Here is a 15000-nt window from a genome sequence, read left to right on the forward strand (position 1 = left end):
ACCAGTAGCATCTGGAATCAGATTCTGCAGCCTTACGCGTATACCTCGACACAAACAATCTACTCGCCGGTAAAGTTTTTGCAGAGTTTCAACCAACAGCTTGCCGCATGGCAACTGGTTACCTTCGACACGGCCTCCGGCGCAGGTAACAGCTTCGAGGCGCTTAGGAATAATCCTGACGTTGAGTATGTAGCACCCAATTCGGCATTTCAGCTGCAGTCGCTACCCAATGACTACACCCCGTCCCAGTGGGGGCTACTCAATGATGGTGAAAGTGACGGTGTGCCCGGCGCAGACATCGATGCCGACCAGGGCTGGGCAATTCGTAATTCCGCAGAGGATGTGGTCATCGCCGTTATTGATACGGGCATCGACTACACACATCCCGATCTCGCTGGGAACATGTGGGTCAACGAAGGCGAAATCCCCAACAACAATATCGATGACGATGGCAATGGTTTTATCGATGATGTGCACGGCTACGACTTTGCCGATAAGGACGGTGATCCAATCGATACCGATAGTCACGGCACTCATGTTGCCGGCATTATCGGGGCAGAAGGCAACAATGGTATAGGTATTTCAGGTGTGGCCTGGAAAGCCAAGCTGATGGCAGTCAAGATTTTTGCTGACAATTCGAAAGTTACCTATGCATCCGACATTGTGAGCGGCATCCTTTATGCTGCGGATATGGGCGCACGGGTTTCAAATAACTCCTATGGTGGAGTGTTTAACGATGCTGTCGCCGAAGAAATTTTCAACCGTCCGATCGCTGATGCAATTCGCTACGCTGGTGAAGCGGACATGCTCTTTGTCGCTGCAGCAGGTAACAATGGGTTCAATGCCGACGCAATGCTCGGGGTAACCTCACCGGCAACGATCGACCTACCGAATGTAATTTCCGTCGCTGCGAGTACGCGCACCGATGAGCGCGCAAGCTTCTCAAACTATGGCGTAGTGGGTGCCGACATTGCGGCACCAGGCAAGGATATCCTCTCGACAATCCCCGGTGCTGAGTACGCGAGCTATAGTGGCACCTCGATGGCGGCGCCTTTTGTTGCTGGCGCGGCCGCGCTGGTTGCGGCGCAGTTCCCCGAACTTTCCGCAGAAGAATTGCGTGCAGTACTCATTCAGAGCGCTGAGCCTGCCGAAGCACTGGCCGGTGTCTCCATCTCCGGAGGCCGGTTGAACCTGCAGCGCGCTCTTACCCACATCCCGACAGGTAGCTGCCCAACCTACTCCGCCACACCCATGAACCATCACCTCGCCGGGCGCGCAGACTACTGTACCGGCAGTTTCGTAAACTTTTGCGCGGCGGGCAGTAATGAATACATCGGGACCAACTACGTGGTGGAGCCCGTGGTACTTTTCGAGTCCGACACAGGCTTCTACAGCACCAACAACCTCTGTGCCCCCAGCAATACGCCGCCATTACTCGCAGGCAATTCCCAACAGCAAGTCTTTTTGCGTGAAGGTGACATACCATCGGCCCCTCTGATCTCTGCCACCGATCGACAGGATGGCGACCTCACCACCGCGGTTGTCGATAGCGGCACTCCTGAAACTCAAACTGCCGGATTCTATCTACGGCACTTTCAGGTCGCCGATACCGGCAATCTCACTGCAGTACCCTGGGTACAGAAAATCAACGTGCTCGCAGAAGACGCGCCACCGCGCCTCGCTCTGCTCGGCCCGGCCTGTGATTTCTGGTGGTGCGATGTGGCTCTGCATGCTGTGGGTCAGCCTTGGCAAGATCCTGGCTACATTGGCTGGGACCTACTCGATGGCGATCTTACTGATGCCGTCACATACACCGAAGTAGACGTCAACTCCCTTGGTGTGCAGACGATCCGCTACGCGGTTTCTGACAGTGCGGGCAACACCTTCGAAAGTGCTGCATTTCGCCTCGTCGGCGTCGCCGACGCCGAGCTGCCCCTCGTGGAATTTGAAAACTCCTACAACAGAAAGTACCTGAACAACTCGGCAGCCTCTGAACGCCAAAACATTCGCACTTATCGTCGTGACGAAGGATTTTTCGACCCTAGTGCCTATGTGCTGGATCTGAAGGATGGTTTTCAATACCTGCCGCAAGAGGCATTCGATCACAATGTGGATCTTTCCCGCGACGGTCAATATCTGGTAACGGCGACCTTTACCGACACGGATAGCAATACCGTAGAGGCCGAGCAGTATGTTGAGGTAGTCACAGACACCCAGCCGCCGGTTTTGACGCTAATCGGGGCGTCCAGTATGGAGATCGAAATTGGCGATAATTACATTGAGCCCGGTTACCTTGTCGACGACGACCTTGACGCAAACCCCTGGGTCACACGTGGGGCTATGCCGGATACCTACACGGAAGGTGTTTACGCCAGAACTTACACAGCGCACGATGCAAGCGGCAACAGCAGCCCTGTCATTTCGCGCACAATTAACGTAGTGCGCAGCCACTGGGACCACACCCCAGTATGGCGAGGGCAAAGTTGGGGCGGAAATGCAGATGGGACAATTAGTGTCAACGCCAGGTTCTTTGATATCGATGACGATATCGAATCCATCGAACTCCTGTACAACGATGACAACCGACTGTTGCCGATCAATGGCATGACTTTCGATCCCGAGACTCATATCTTCGGCGCCAGTTTTTTACTGAGCGCGGAGCCCGGCGATTACACACTGGTGGTATTGGCCCGCGACACGAACGGCAACGAGGCGCGCTCACGTGAGTTTACCGCGACAATCCTGCCGGCGGCGCAACCACCGGTTATCGAATCATTGACCCTCACCGTGGTTGGCTATGAAGTCCAGATTAACGGCTCTATCAGTGATGCCAATGGTGACGCAGAACAGCTAAGCGTTAGTTCAGCGCTCAACTTCACATGCTCGGGTATTGCCGAGTTCGAATGCACCGCAACAGCCAGTGGCGCCGGCAACTATGGGATTCTGGTGCAGGCTATCGACAGTAAGGGAAATGCCAGTGCGTTAGAAAATCGTCAGGCACAGGTAACCGCAGCCTGCGAGACGGCAACAAACACGGCACACATCAGCGCCGGCCGCGCGGTCGAGTGTGGAACCCTGTTTACCTCGAGCGCCTGTGCGGTCGGCTCTGGCGATGCGCTGGGTTCGAGCTCACTATGGTTCCCTGCCACCACTACACTGTTGGAGACAGGCCCAGGCTATTGGGAAAAGGTCGCCAGCTGCCCTTGAGGCCTGCATGGTAGATGCTGTTTGGGCGGCTCTGCAAAGAGCCGCCCTAATTTATGCCTGCGGGTTTAGACACCGACAATACGTGCGCGAAAGTTACGCCCTTTCAGCTTGCCATCGGCAAGCTTTTTGAGCGCTTTTTTCGCAACGGGGCGCTCTACTGCGACGAAAGTGGAGAAATCAAACAGCTGAATTTTGCCAATCTGCTTACCGTCGATACCACCATCACCGGTCAGCGCGCCAACAACATCGCCGGCACGCACCTTCTGCTTTTTACCGCCATCAATCTGCAGGGTCGTCATGATGGGGCGCTTCGGTGCAAAACCCTGTGGTACTTCGGGCACATCCTGCAGGGGGATTTCCTGCCCCATTATCGTCTCCAGGCGCTCCAGCTTGTAGACTTCTTTTTTACTCACCAGCGAAATCGCCACGCCCTTCTGCCCTGCCCGTCCGGTACGGCCAACGCGGTGTACATGCACCTCCGGGTCGCGTGAAAGGTGGTAGTTCACTACGATCGGAAGTTCTTCAATATCCAGGCCGCGCGCGGCAACATCGGTGGCGACCAGAATTGACGCGCTGCCATTGGCGAAGAGCGTCAGAGTCCGGTCACGCTCCTTCTGTTCCATATCACCGTGCAGGGCGAGCGCGGCAAAGCCAGCACGCTTGAGTGCATTGGCGGCCTCATCGGTTTCCTTTTTGGTATTGCAGAATATCAGTGCCGATGACGCATCGTGAGTGGCGAGTAATTGATACAGGGCAGCGGGTCGCGCCTCATTGTTTTGCACCCGATAGTACTTTTGCTCAATCGTGCTCTTGGTGTGACCCGCAGCCACCTCTACCTTCACCGGATCGCTGAGCACGCGGCCAGCGAGTGCATCGATCGTACTTGGGTAGGTTGCAGAAAATAGCAGCGTCTGCCGCTCTCTCGGTAAGGTGGCAAGGATTTGGTCCAGCACCGCCTGGAAGCCCATATCGAGCATGCGGTCGGCTTCGTCCAGTACCAGAGTTTCCACACTGCCAAGGTCGAGATTACCCTTGCGCAAATGATCTTCGATGCGGCCAGGTGTACCGACCACAATATGGGCACCGTGCTTGAGGGAACCGATTTGTGGGCCGAACGGCATCCCCCCGCACAGGGTCAAGATCTTGATATTGTGAATGGCACGTGCCAGTTTCCGCAGCTCCCGCGCCACCTGATCCGCCAGTTCACGGGTTGGGCACAATACCAGTGCCTGCACGCGGAACTGCTCCACCCGCAGTTTCTGCAGTAGCCCGAGGCCAAACGCCACCGTTTTACCGGAGCCAGTCTTGGCCTGACCGATCACATCCTTGCCCGCCACCATCGCCGGCAACGCGGCCGCCTGGATTTCCGTCAGTTGCGCGTAGCCCAGATCCTTTAAGTTCTTCAGCAAGGCGGGCTTGAGTGGCAAGGACTGGAAATCTTTCGGGTATGTGTTTTCAGAAGTTGAGGAAGTCACGATATAGGCTCAAGTATTGGTAGGCACAAATATTGGTTCCGGGCGACGCGGGGGGCGCGCTGTAGGGAGGCGGCATATTGTAGGTAAGCCCGGCCCACTTTCCTACAACAAGTGATATCAATCGCCGTACCCGGTCATTTCCAGGTAGCCGGCACCATTGTGGCTGCCCTCGACGGTGACCGGTCCTTCCCAGTAGCGCATGGCGCCCGTATTCCAGTATTCGCCGGGCCAGGATCGCACATCGAGTTCGAGGCCTGCCGATGGCACTGCAAGCGCCCATGCCACAGGCACCTGGCCAAACTGGGTATTTCGGTGCTTTGTCGCGACGAGACTGAAATCGTCTGGTTTCAGCGCCACCGCAGTCCCATCCGCAGCCACCAGGGTGGCCGAGAAATAATCCTCCGCGCCACGCACACGAAACACCATCAAGTGGCGGCCGTCGTCCAGGTGCAGGGCCATCCAGTCCCAGCCTGTCTGGTCTTCTCTCAGATACTGACTGCTCCACTCCCGGTCGAACCAGCCCTGCCCGCTTACCGTAAAGGTTACAGTGTCTTCCTGATCCAGGATTGTTATCTCACCATCGATCGCCAGGTACGGATAGCTAAAATACATGGAGCCGCCGCCTCCTGCAGACTTAGCGCTGAAGCCCTGTTCACCATGGAAGATCGGTGGCAATTGCGGCTTGATGCGCAAACGGAAGCGAAATTCTGGCTCTGCCACTTCGAGTATCCAGTGGCCATCGCCATCGGATGCCATCTGCCAGTGGTCAATCCAAGCACGGAACGGATCGGCTACGACGTCGGCTTGTCCGTTCCCGCCCCTTGCCGCACGGTCGGCAAACCGGTGCTGTGTCGGACGACTCACCGCTGCGTGGGCGAACCACACTTCGTTGCGCTGCCAACCCAGCGTTTTGTCCCGCTCGTCATTCGCGTACGGGCCCGGTTTTATGCCATTGCGAAACAGTGTCCACTGCACACCGAATTGCTCGCCGTTCACACTCTCCAGATTCGCCGTCAGGTACCACCACTCCAGGCGATACTCCGGGTGCGGTCCCATATCTCGCGGGAACTCGATCTGCATGCCTGAATGAGCCTGTTTGAAGCCCTCCGGTGGATCGGTCAATGCCCGCATGGAAGAAGTTGACGGTTCATCGCTACATCCCAGGAGCGACATCGCCACCAACATCACCAGTGACTTAAGCCAGACAGAAACCAGCGCGCGGCTATTCATTCTTGAGCGTCTCCAGCCGTACCGGGTTCCCCGCGAGGAGGCCCACAGCCAGGCCAATCAACAGGCATACGCCCCAAACCTGCAGCCAAAAGCCAGGATAAACATGCAGTGGCAACGCCCAGCCAAAGGCCGCCGGGTTAACCCGCGCCACCAACACCCAACTCAAGAACAGGCCGAGTGGTACCGCCAATATCGCCAGTAGGCCAGTGACCAAAACACTATGCGCGATCAAGCGATGGCGCAGGCTACGCCGCGGCACACCGTTTACAAACAACAAGGTGTAGCTGCTCTGCCGCAGCCGAAAAATGACTAATCCCATCAACGCGAGCGCGGTGCCCGCCAACACAAGCGTCAAGCCATTGAGCAGTCGGGTCAGCTGAAAGGTGCGCGAAAACGCTGCACTGGCAGCGCGCTTGAGCTCCTTCTGGTCACGCAGATCAGTTCCTTTCATCCAGAGATATTGCTCTGGCCAGTCTCGCCAGCCCCCTCCGGCCGCATCCTTCAACCCCAACACGAATCGGGTATAACGCTCGGGCAACGCATCGCCCACTTGCGTGAGAGGCACCATCAACTCGCCCTGGGGCCGGCCATAGTCCGCGTAGATGGCGACAATCGGTCGAGACTCCGATTTATCGCCCAGCTTGAATGAAATTGTGTCTCCAAGCGTGAGCGATTCGCGCCGTGCCAGTTGTTCGTTGATCAACACACCGCCGCCGTCCAGTCGGCGCCACAAATCAGGCTCGGCACTGAGAAGTGGCCAGTCTTGCAATAATGGCGATTGCGGATCGATGGCAAACACATCTATCTGTTTCTCCCCTTCCGCAGACTCCAACACGGCACGCCCGCGTACCATCGGCAAAACTGCGGACACGCCGGGCAAGGCTTGCAGTCGCCGCTGCCATTCACTTGTATCCACCGACTGTCCCGGGTCGAGGTAAAGATCACCCTGCAGGCGTTGATCGAGCCAGCGATCAAAGGTGGACTCAAAGCCTGAAACCATCGCCTGCACACCGATGGCGGTGGCGATGGCGAAGGCAAGCGCCGTGAGCGGCAGACTCAGCAAACGGCACAATGCCCGCATCTCGGAAAAAGACCACTCCAGCAATGGCCGGCGAGTAGTATGCTCGGCAAACCCCAGCAAACCGTTCAACATTTCTGGCAGTAACACGCCACAACCGACAAGGCATCCCAAGGTCGCAGCAAAAATCAACCAGAGGCTATAGGTCGATAGCAATATAACCGCCGAGACCACAACCAGCAGCAACCCAGCCAGCACGCGCCAGTTGTATGCTGAGTGCCCCCATTTATTTCCTACACCTCGAACCGGCGCTGCCCGAAACGGGTTTTGGTGCGCGGTTTGCCTGCCTACAGAAACGAACAAGTCGAAACAGGCCCAGCCGACCACAAACAGCAGAATCAGGACCATGCCTAGCCATGACGCCACGGTAAGCCTGCTTTGTGCCAGCCCCCGCACACTGAACAGGCCGGTGAGCGTACCGGAAAAGCCATCGGCGAGCCCGGAAGCCAGGCGTTCCCCCAGCCACACACCGACGGTCCCGCCAACAAGCGCCACCAGCAACACCTCTACAGTCAGTGCAATACGCAACTTATCTTGGGGAATGCCGCAGCGCACCAGAATATCCAGGCTGCGTCGACGCTGTTCCAGAGCAAAGCGATACACACTGCGGACTAACAGCGCTGCCACCAACAGCGTCAACACGCCGAGAGCATTCAGGCTAAGCAGGAATGCGTCCACCAGCGGTGCCGGTTCGACGCCGTAATCTTCCACCTCGGTACGGTAGCCGGCCGGGAGTTTCTTGTCGTTTTGCTCTGCGGCGGGGAGCAACATAAGCAGGTCGGCGCGATTGCCCGCCGCAAATTCCTGCGCAACGGAAATATCCGCAAACAGCTGATTCCGCGGTACCCCCTCTGTAGCGGCGAACTCTATACCATCCGCGCTGGAAAGCCCCAAACGTGCCAGGCTGGCAAAGTCTTCCATTGCACCCAGCAACAGTGGTTCATCCCAGGCGTTGATTAGCTTCTCGACGACGCCTTCATCGGCAGTAGATTCGCTATTTCCCTCTTGATCCGACGCCCTGAACTGCCGCAAACAGCCTGCTGTAAATGGATCGATCCCAATGATATCCGGCGCTTCGCGGGCTACGAATTGCACCCGTAGTTGTGGGGCAACACATAGACCTGCCCGGCGCAAGGTTGCAAAGTCCTCTACCGTCAGCGGATGGCCGTCCTCACGCTCAATGCGCAACAATGGCTCAAGTAATTCGCTGGATTTTTTTGCAGCACTGGCGGCGGAATCGGTCAGTGCTCGCACCCCACTCCACAAAGTGGCGGCGCACACCAGAATCAGCAACAGCCCAAGTAGCTGTGCTGGATGGCGGCGGTAGTGGCTCAGGAAGACGGTGCCAAGTCCCATGGGCGCAGGGCTCCTTCGCGCAGCTCCAGTATCCGGTCACAGCGTTCCGCCAGTTCCGGATTGTGGGTGACAATCAATGCACCTACATTGCGCTCGCGGATAGCATCAAAGAACAAGGGGGTAACGCGCTGGGCGGTTGCGTAATCCAGGCTGCCTGTAGGTTCATCGGCGAGGATCAACTTGGGCTGCATGACAAAGGCACAGGCCAAAGCCACTCTCTGGCGCTGACCTCCAGAGAGCTGATCGGGATAGCGATGCGCAGTGTCGGCAATGCCCAGCTGATCCATCAGGGCGGCACCACCATTTTCTGCCAGCCCCGCCAACCCTGCACGAAACGCAATATTGCGGGAAACCGTAAGTGTGGAAATAAGGTTACCGTCCTGGAACAGGGTGGCGATTTGTGTGCGGCGCAACTCTGCCCAATCATTTTGCGAGAGCTGCTGTGAAGATTGCCCGAATATCCTTAGCTCGCCAGCTTCAGCGACCAGCAAGCCATTTAGAACATTCAATAACGTGCTCTTGCCGGAACCCGACGGCCCGACGATCGCAACAGCCTTACCTTGCCGCAAGGAAAACGAAACACCATCAAGCACTGGTACCGAAGTGGCACCATTGCGGTAGGTATGCTTGAGACCTGAAGCCTCTATGAGAAGATCATTCATTGACCTCAGATATACCGCACAAGTTGCATCTAGGCAGAGTTATGTTCATCGCAGCAAATAGATCTCGACGATAAGAATAAAGATGGCAGTTATCGTAACCGACCCGAGAAAATACAGAATGTTTACATCACGCTGGGCTGGAATTTCCTCACGCATTGCCGTAATGATTATCCCTCCCGCCACAAACATCGTCGAAAACTTAACAACGTCTGCGATTCCCTCTGCAGTCACTGACGCAATCCACCCCAACAACAACGACAGTGCAAATAACCACCGCAACGCCTTGGGGTACTTGACCGGGTAGCGCTTCCACAAATGAAAATTTATGCCAATAAAATGCAGACCAAACGCGCACACCAGTGGAAGATAACCAAAAATGTTAGCGCTGGGCCACTCACCGAGCAAAAAGCCCACTTGTGCGTAATACACACAAAACACACAGAAGACCGTCAGTTCGCCTAACGAAAGCTTGGCACCAGCCTGCCGGTCATCCTCGAAGAACCCTTTATTTGCAATGAGTAAAAACATGACGAAACCGGCGAGCGCCCCCAGATAGGCGTTCAGGGCAACCGGCAGTATCGTGCCATCGCCGCCACCCTCACCCAGCGCGTCCTCGATCTCGGCCAGTTTTGGCAGCAGCACAAGGAACACATAGGCGATACCGATGCCGGCGGCCACACTCAGGATTGGGGGGTGCCGGTGACGCCGAAACATGCGCCACTTCGGGAGTGTCACACCAATCAACGAAATGGCAAGCACCGCCAGAAACGAGATATACGCGCTCATTTGTTAAAGGGATCAGGAAAGAGGTTTGTCGAGTGGGTCATCAGCCAATTTTAGCTGCAAACCTAACGGTAGGATCGCGCAAGGCTCCGTACGCTGATAGCGCCGGGCACAGAGCAAAATATCTTGTTGAATCTAAGCCGCTTCAATGGCCGAAATTGCGTGCCCTCATCGTTTCATTTCGCTCAATTGCAAGGCAACCATCCTTTCGAATGGCTGCAGCAATTGCATGAAATCGCCATCCGGCTCCAGCGCCTGAATCGCCAGAGCAATGCTTTCGATAGTCGACAAGCTGTTTTCCATTGACGACTTGCGCACCTGATACTTTGATTCCAGCTCCCCGGAAAAGCTCAGCCGTGGCAGTTTCTGTAACAGTGGATGCAGGTGCAGCATCTTCTTCGACTTGCGCCAAGTCGCATCGATCACTACCAATTGCTCCAGCGCCGCACTCTGCGGACTTTCTGGCTCTATCGATTCAACCGGTGGCAACCAACTCAAAGATGGGTACAGCAACGCCGAGTGCGGTTGCAGCAACCGACGCAACGACGCCTCCGAAAGGCTCTCTGCAACCACCAGTTCACTGTTGTCTAGGCAAAGATGCGCCATGCGCCCTGTATTGAACGGGTGCTTCTGCTCTTGCGGATGCTGAATAATCAGCACCTTGATACGGCTGGGCACATGCACCAGCGCGCTGCAATAGCACATATTGAGCGGACGCTGGCAGGTTGGACATATTTCGCGAGGCATAGCGTAGGGTGGGCCCATACGTTTCGACAGGTGATTGACTGACCAGTGGCGCCGCGATGTGTAGTGCCCTGGGCCATCAATTCTACCTTGCTCCCGCTCTCTCCCGCCATTGCCCGCCATTGCCCGCCGATGAACAACGGGTTCTCGGCGCTATGTTCGGTCCTGTGTTTGGCCCTCTTTTTAGTCCTGCGGGAAACTGTGACCTGAGACAAATCAACCTTCGTAATGATCGATATACTACGCGCCTCACGCCCTATGATGTCTTTCTTCACGAGGTACCCATGAAGCTCCCGTCCAAACTACTCCGCTTTGCCATCCCCTTCCTGACCGCGGTGGTCAGCATGCCGTCTTTTGCCAGCCAGAATGGTGTTGGCCTGGGGCTCGCGTACGATCTTGGCGTGGGCGTCACTGCTCAGGTCCGCGGCACCTCGATCTTCGTGAATAGCGATGCAATCGCAATCGATATGCGCCTGCAGAACTTCCGCAACCACCGCGGCACAGCCCATGTCTACATTGATGCCGGCGGTTTTTACGAAGATGGCGGTAATGACAGTTACAATGACAAAGCCGGCGTACGCCTGCCGATCGGTCTGTCCTTCGGGATTGCCCCGAGCGTGCAAGCTTATATACAGGCAGTACCCAACTTCGCTTTCAGCGACAATGAAAACCAGGAAGGCTTCGGCGTAGATGGCGCGCTGGGCCTGCGTTTGCGCTTCTAATTAAGCAAACGGACACTGGCGCCGGCTTATTCTGTGATTTAGAGCGATATGGACTTGAACCAACCTGGCAATACATTAACCGCACACTGGCTCAGCGATGCCGAGATGCCGTTAGCCAACAAGTTCTATCGCGCGCATAAGTTTCGGGGTAAAGCGCGGCGTCACGACCCTTGCATGGTGGTGCGTGACACGCAAAACCAGATTATTGCCTGCGGCTCCCTGCGCAAGCTCACCGATAGCCAGCTGCTCGCGGGCGTCGCCGTCGCGGAAGACTTCCGTGGCAAAGGCGTGGCGCGCTTCCTGTTGCGACATATGGCAGAAGCCTACAACGACAGCACCTTCACCTTCCCCTACCGGCATCTGGTGCCCTTTTACGAATCCCTCGGCTACACCGAAGTCGATGAAGGTAATCAAAGTGGCTTGCCTTCGGCCATTGTCGACCGCTTCCACACCTACAAGAAGCAAGGGCGTGACATAGTGATCATGCGCTATCAAGCACCGCTCTAGCCCTGCCGCTTATCCATTCGCCTTGGCGCAATTTGAACTAGACTTCGACTGGCCCTGATATGGAGATATCACACTGGCAGAGGAGCGCTCGATGTCTATCAGCATTGCGAATCGGGCGCGATTACTATTTACCGTGGCCCTGGTGCTCGTCGTACTGGCCGCATGGCTGTATTACCAGCTCGCATCAAGTCGCCAAACCACCTACGAGATCATCACCCAAGACCCCGTCTCCGGGCTGATTGTCGGCGCGCCAGTAGAGTTTCACGGCGTTGACGTCGGGCACGTAACCAGCGTGGAGCTGACCGGCCCCAAGTCCGTACGTATCCTGCTGGAAGTCAGCAATGATGCCCCCGTCACCAAAGCCACCGTCGCCACCATCACCGCGCGCGGCCTGGCGACCCGGGGCTTTACCGGATACGTGTACATTTTGCTGAACAATTCGGGAATCGATACCGGCCCAATTCTCCCGGCACCCGGCGCGCGGTATGCACGGATCCCCAGCACACCATCGCGCTCGGTCAATCTGGACACGGCAATCAGCCAGGTAAATCAGAACGTACAGGCGTTAACCGAACTGGTGCGCACCCTGCTTAACCAGGACACCATCACGGCCCTGCAACACACCGCCGCGAACCTGCAGCAAGTTTCCCGAGTACTCGCGACGAATCAGGAACAACTCAGCGCAATCATTACCAATAGCGAGCACGCCACCCGCAAGCTGGGCCCCTTACTGGATTCCACCAGCGATACGCTGAACGCCCTGCAGCAGGTGAGCCAAATGCTGGCCGGTAACCAGCAGCGGCTGAATACCATCATCGCCAATACCGAGCAGGCCAGCGGCCAGCTGGGACCGTTATTGGATTCCAGCACCAATTCGATCAATGCGTTGCAACAGCAGGTTCTGCCTGAGGCCTACCGCACCATGGCCACCCTCAACCAGCTGAGCCACTCGATCACGCGGCTTACCGACAAAATCAACCGCGACCCGTCCGTGCTGATCCGCGGCAGTACGGCACCACCTCTTGGGCCGGGCGAATCCGAATGAGGCAAGGCAGCGGCCATCGCATATCGCAGCCAAGGTTGTGTCTCTCCTTTGTCGCTCGCTGCGTAATGAGCGTCTTCGGAGCCCTACTGCTTGCCGGGTGCTCGATATTTTCCCCAGTTGAAAACAATATGCGGGTGGCGGTAATCGACCAGATCCCGATGTCGACCCCACAGCAAAGCCGCGGCGATGCGACACTTCTAGTCCTACCGCCGGCCATCAATCCGATTTACGACACCACACGCATGGCCTATCAGGCCCAACCTCACCAGATCGACTACTTCAGCAAACACGAATGGGGCGCAACGCCCGCGCAGATGCTGCAACCCCTGCTTGCGCAAACATTTGAGCGCACGCAACTGTTCCGAGCCGTGGCTACACCACCCTACTTCGGCCCCTACAGTTATGGGTTACGCACGGAGATTTTGGAATTCGCACAGGACTTCACTTCCAGCCCGGCACGCTTCCATCTGGCATTGCGGCTACAACTGGTGGACGGAAGGTCCAACCGGATTATCGCCAGCCGCATGATTGCGCTACAAGAACCATTGATAGAGCAGACGCCCACCGCAGGCGTTGTCGCGGCGAACAAGGCTACGGCCAGTGCATTGGAGCAGACGGTGTATTTTATTTTCGAGCAGATCGCTCAATCAGACCCTAGCCAGGCCGACCGGGCAAGATTTTCTCCAGAGCATCATCCCGGCAAATAAAGTAATGCCGCAAGGCAGCGGCAACATGCAGAACAATAAAACCAATCAACACAAACCCAAGCCACTTATGCAGTTCGACCAGCAGCTCGAATCGGTATTCGTTATGTGCAATCAGATCCGGCAGGCGGAAGCCAAAAGCGTATACCGGCACGCTCATAGCGGAAGACATTAACCATCCACTAAACGGCAAGGCCAACATCAGCGCGTAAAAGCTCAAATGAACAAAGCGCGCAGAAACCTTCTGCCAATCCGGCATTTCCTGGACCAGCTCGGGCAGAATATTTCCTACTCGCCAAGCCAGCCGCACTAATGCGAGCGCCAGGGCCAGAATGCCGTACTCCTTGTGCAGGAGAATCAGCCTTATCTTCTGCTTATCGAATCCAACATCCGGCAGGCTGGTGATATACAGACCCAACCCAAGCAGCCCGATAAGTAACAGCGCCATCACCCAGTGCAGGACGACGGCGATGCTGCCATAACGTGAATCCGTATTGCGGAACATTGATATCGGATATATCTGTGGAGGTGACCTAATTCTAGATCTTGTCGGACGAGATCACTGGTGCATCAATGAATAATCAATTGCGGCGCATACCGCTGCGGCCTGTGCCGCATTGCACTGCTCCGGTGTGGCACGCGGGCTGTCGGGGTAAACCTCGGTGGTGGTCTTGTAGCGAGCGTTGGTGACACTCGCGCAGAGCCCGAGCTTCTTTAGCGGATACTCAATTACGCCCCGGGCGACAACCGGTGAACCGATAATCTCGCCATTGTCATCCGCAGGCGCGATATGGGTTACCTGTTCCACCGCCGCAATGACGGCCTGCTGGAACTCGGGTTGCGGGTTCTCGCTGTCATCCACCAGATAGAAACCATCGGGAATCCCACCTGGCGCAAACGGTTTACCGTCGCGCGCTGCCAATGCCGGACGGAACTCAGTTTCATCGGTATCCGTGGTTTCGTGCAGGTCTATATGCATCACGACGCGATCACTGATGGGAGCTACCAGACGCATCAATGCGGCCGACTCTTCCGCCGGGCTGTCATTGTAGAAAGAGCGATTGGGGTCAATAGCGTTCGGGTTCCAGCGGTGGATACGCTCGTAGGCCCAGGGACTCACACAGGGAGCGACGAGCAGGTTCGCTCGACCCACATAATCCGCGGCATGCTGATCCACGAACTGCAGTGCGCCATGTACGCCACTGGTTTCGTAACCATGCACCCCGCCAGTCACCAGCATTACTGGCAGCTCGTAATCCCAGTTACGGCTGCGGATCGCCAGTAACGGGAAGCTTTCGTCGCCATATTCCAGACGGCCATATTCTTCCACGTCGAATCGATCCCGGAGGCGCTCAACCTTGCTGACAACCTCAGACTCATAGCTGCGGTGGCGCACCTGGCGCGCAAACCACTCAGCGCGCTCTGCGTCACCCCAGGGAGTTCCGGGAGTACCGATTGGATAGAATGCGGGCGTCGTTTTCATTCCA

Annotated in this window: 13 protein-coding genes; 5 read left to right on the forward strand and 8 right to left on the reverse strand. The window is 56.5% G+C overall.

Annotated features, from left to right (window positions below; all coding sequences use genetic code 11):
- The first annotated feature begins 78 nt into the window (after positions 1-78).
- Positions 79-3207: a S8 family serine peptidase gene (locus tag AS89_RS18040; RefSeq protein WP_158217329.1), complete on the forward strand. Its 3129-nt coding sequence runs from the start codon at positions 79-81 to the stop codon at positions 3205-3207.
- Between the two features lie 65 nt (positions 3208-3272).
- On the opposite strand, the gene dbpA is transcribed toward AS89_RS18040, so the two are convergent.
- The 6 genes from dbpA to AS89_RS0101580 form a co-directional block, all read right to left on the reverse strand.
- Positions 3273-4682, reverse strand: a complete 1410-nt coding sequence (dbpA, locus tag AS89_RS0101555) for an ATP-dependent RNA helicase DbpA (RefSeq protein ID WP_050901622.1) — start codon at positions 4680-4682, stop codon at positions 3273-3275.
- A 117-nt stretch (positions 4683-4799) separates the two neighbouring features.
- Positions 4800-5912, reverse strand: coding sequence for a lipocalin-like domain-containing protein (locus AS89_RS0101560; RefSeq protein WP_010130498.1), 1113 nt, complete (start codon positions 5910-5912; stop codon positions 4800-4802).
- Positions 5905-8346: an ABC transporter permease gene (locus AS89_RS0101565; protein WP_010130499.1), complete on the reverse strand. Its 2442-nt coding sequence runs from the start codon at positions 8344-8346 to the stop codon at positions 5905-5907. Before AS89_RS0101565 ends, AS89_RS0101560 begins: the two co-directional genes overlap by 8 nt.
- Positions 8322-9008, reverse strand: a complete 687-nt coding sequence (locus AS89_RS0101570; protein WP_010130500.1) for an ABC transporter ATP-binding protein — start codon at positions 9006-9008, stop codon at positions 8322-8324. The genes AS89_RS0101565 and AS89_RS0101570 overlap by 25 nt, the downstream gene beginning before the upstream one ends.
- A gap of 45 nt (positions 9009-9053) precedes the next feature.
- Positions 9054-9686 (reverse strand): hypothetical protein, encoded by a 633-nt coding sequence (locus AS89_RS0101575; protein ID WP_138976346.1) that lies wholly within the window; start codon positions 9684-9686, stop codon positions 9054-9056.
- A 273-nt stretch (positions 9687-9959) separates the two neighbouring features.
- Positions 9960-10556 carry a tRNA-uridine aminocarboxypropyltransferase gene (locus AS89_RS0101580; protein WP_308736789.1) on the reverse strand — a complete coding sequence of 199 codons (597 nt, stop codon included), beginning with the start codon at positions 10554-10556 and terminating at the stop codon, positions 9960-9962.
- Between the two features lie 263 nt (positions 10557-10819).
- On the opposite strand from AS89_RS0101580, the gene AS89_RS0101585 reads away from it, so the two are divergent.
- The 4 genes from AS89_RS0101585 (at position 10820) to AS89_RS16600 (ending at position 13516) form a co-directional block, all read left to right on the forward strand.
- Entirely contained in the window at positions 10820-11257 is a 438-nt protein-coding gene (locus tag AS89_RS0101585; RefSeq protein WP_010130503.1) for a hypothetical protein, read from the forward strand.
- Positions 11258-11305: 48 nt separating this feature from the next.
- Positions 11306-11764, forward strand: a complete 459-nt coding sequence (locus AS89_RS18045) for a GNAT family N-acetyltransferase (RefSeq protein ID WP_010130504.1) — start codon at positions 11306-11308, stop codon at positions 11762-11764.
- 91 nt (positions 11765-11855) lie between these two features.
- On the forward strand, positions 11856-12809 hold the full coding sequence (locus AS89_RS0101595) for an MlaD family protein (RefSeq protein WP_010130505.1): 954 nt from the start codon (positions 11856-11858) through the stop codon (positions 12807-12809).
- Positions 12810-12937: 128 nt separating this feature from the next.
- Positions 12938-13516, forward strand: a complete 579-nt coding sequence (locus AS89_RS16600) for an ABC-type transport auxiliary lipoprotein family protein (RefSeq protein WP_158217330.1) — start codon at positions 12938-12940, stop codon at positions 13514-13516.
- Here the strand turns inward: AS89_RS16600 and AS89_RS0101605 are convergent.
- Both AS89_RS0101605 and AS89_RS0101610 read right to left on the reverse strand, forming a co-directional pair.
- Entirely contained in the window at positions 13464-14018 is a 555-nt protein-coding gene (locus AS89_RS0101605) for a cytochrome b (RefSeq protein WP_010130508.1), read from the reverse strand. The genes AS89_RS16600 and AS89_RS0101605 overlap by 53 nt on opposite strands.
- A 54-nt stretch (positions 14019-14072) precedes the next feature.
- A complete protein-coding gene (locus tag AS89_RS0101610; protein ID WP_010130509.1) occupies positions 14073-14996 on the reverse strand; it encodes a M14 family metallopeptidase in 924 nt (307 codons plus the stop codon).
- Between the last annotated feature and the right edge of the window lie 4 nt (positions 14997-15000).

The organism is Microbulbifer agarilyticus S89 (assembly GCF_000220505.1).
GTDB lineage: Bacteria > Pseudomonadota > Gammaproteobacteria > Pseudomonadales > Cellvibrionaceae > Microbulbifer > Microbulbifer agarilyticus_B.

Coding starts and splice junctions, on each gene's coding strand:
- AS89_RS0101560 (WP_010130498.1), bottom strand. CDS start 5,912: ATGAATAGCCGCGCGCTGGTTTCTGTCTGGCTTAAGTCACTGGTGATG.
- AS89_RS0101565 (WP_010130499.1), bottom strand. CDS start 8,346: ATGGGACTTGGCACCGTCTTCCTGAGCCACTACCGCCGCCATCCAGCA.
- AS89_RS0101570 (WP_010130500.1), bottom strand. CDS start 9,008: ATGAATGATCTTCTCATAGAGGCTTCAGGTCTCAAGCATACCTACCGC.
- AS89_RS0101580 (WP_308736789.1), bottom strand. CDS start 10,556: ATGGGCCCACCCTACGCTATGCCTCGCGAAATATGTCCAACCTGCCAG.
- AS89_RS0101585 (WP_010130503.1), top strand. CDS start 10,820: ATGAAGCTCCCGTCCAAACTACTCCGCTTTGCCATCCCCTTCCTGACC.
- AS89_RS18045 (WP_010130504.1), top strand. CDS start 11,306: ATGGACTTGAACCAACCTGGCAATACATTAACCGCACACTGGCTCAGC.
- AS89_RS0101595 (WP_010130505.1), top strand. CDS start 11,856: ATGTCTATCAGCATTGCGAATCGGGCGCGATTACTATTTACCGTGGCC.
- AS89_RS16600 (WP_158217330.1), top strand. CDS start 12,938: ATGCGGGTGGCGGTAATCGACCAGATCCCGATGTCGACCCCACAGCAA.
- AS89_RS0101605 (WP_010130508.1), bottom strand. CDS start 14,018: ATGTTCCGCAATACGGATTCACGTTATGGCAGCATCGCCGTCGTCCTG.
- AS89_RS0101610 (WP_010130509.1), bottom strand. CDS start 14,996: ATGAAAACGACGCCCGCATTCTATCCAATCGGTACTCCCGGAACTCCC.